The organism is Actinoplanes sp. ATCC 53533, assembly GCF_003947245.1.
On the sequence record NZ_QHHV01000622.1, the window covers coordinates 1 to 682 of the forward strand.

1 protein-coding gene is annotated in these 682 nt (G+C 65.8%); it reads left to right on the top strand.

The features are described 5' to 3' along the window. On the top strand, window positions 1-682 hold a 682-nt coding region (locus DMB66_RS60340; RefSeq protein ID WP_199753331.1), incomplete at both ends, for a ThiF family adenylyltransferase.

Genomic DNA, 682 nt, shown 5'->3' on the forward strand with positions numbered 1-682 from the left:
TCCGCGGCCGACAGCATCCGGGAGATCAACCCGCTGGTAAACGTGGTCATCCACAACACCGCGCTGGACCGTGACAACGTCAAGGAGATCTTCAGCCAGTACGACCTGATCGTCGACGGCACCGACAACTTCGCGACCCGTTACATGGTCAACGACGCCGCGGTGCTGCTCGGCAAGCCGTACGTCTGGGGTTCGATCTACCGCTTCGACGGCCAGGCGTCGGTGTTCTGGGAGGAGCACGGTCCCTGCTACCGCTGCCTCTACCCCGAGCCGCCTCCGCCCGGCATGGTCCCGTCCTGCGCCGAGGGTGGCGTCCTGGGCGTGCTCTGCGCGTCGATCGGCTCGATCCAGGTCAACGAGGCGATCAAGCTGATCACCGGCATCGGCGAGCCGCTGGTCGGCAGGCTGATGGTCTACGACGCCCTCGAGATGGAATACCGCAAGATCAAGGTTCGCAAGGACCCGAACTGCGCGCTCTGCGGTGAGAACCCGACGGTCACCGACCTCCTCGAAGACTACGAGGACTTCTGCGGCGCGGTCTCCGAGGAGGCGCAGGAGGCGACCCTCAACGCGACGATCACGGCGCGCGAGCTCAAGGACTGGCAGGACGCGGGCAAGGACGTGTTCCTCGTCGACGTTCGCGAGCCCGCCGAGTACGAGATCGTCAGCATCCCGGGCGCGA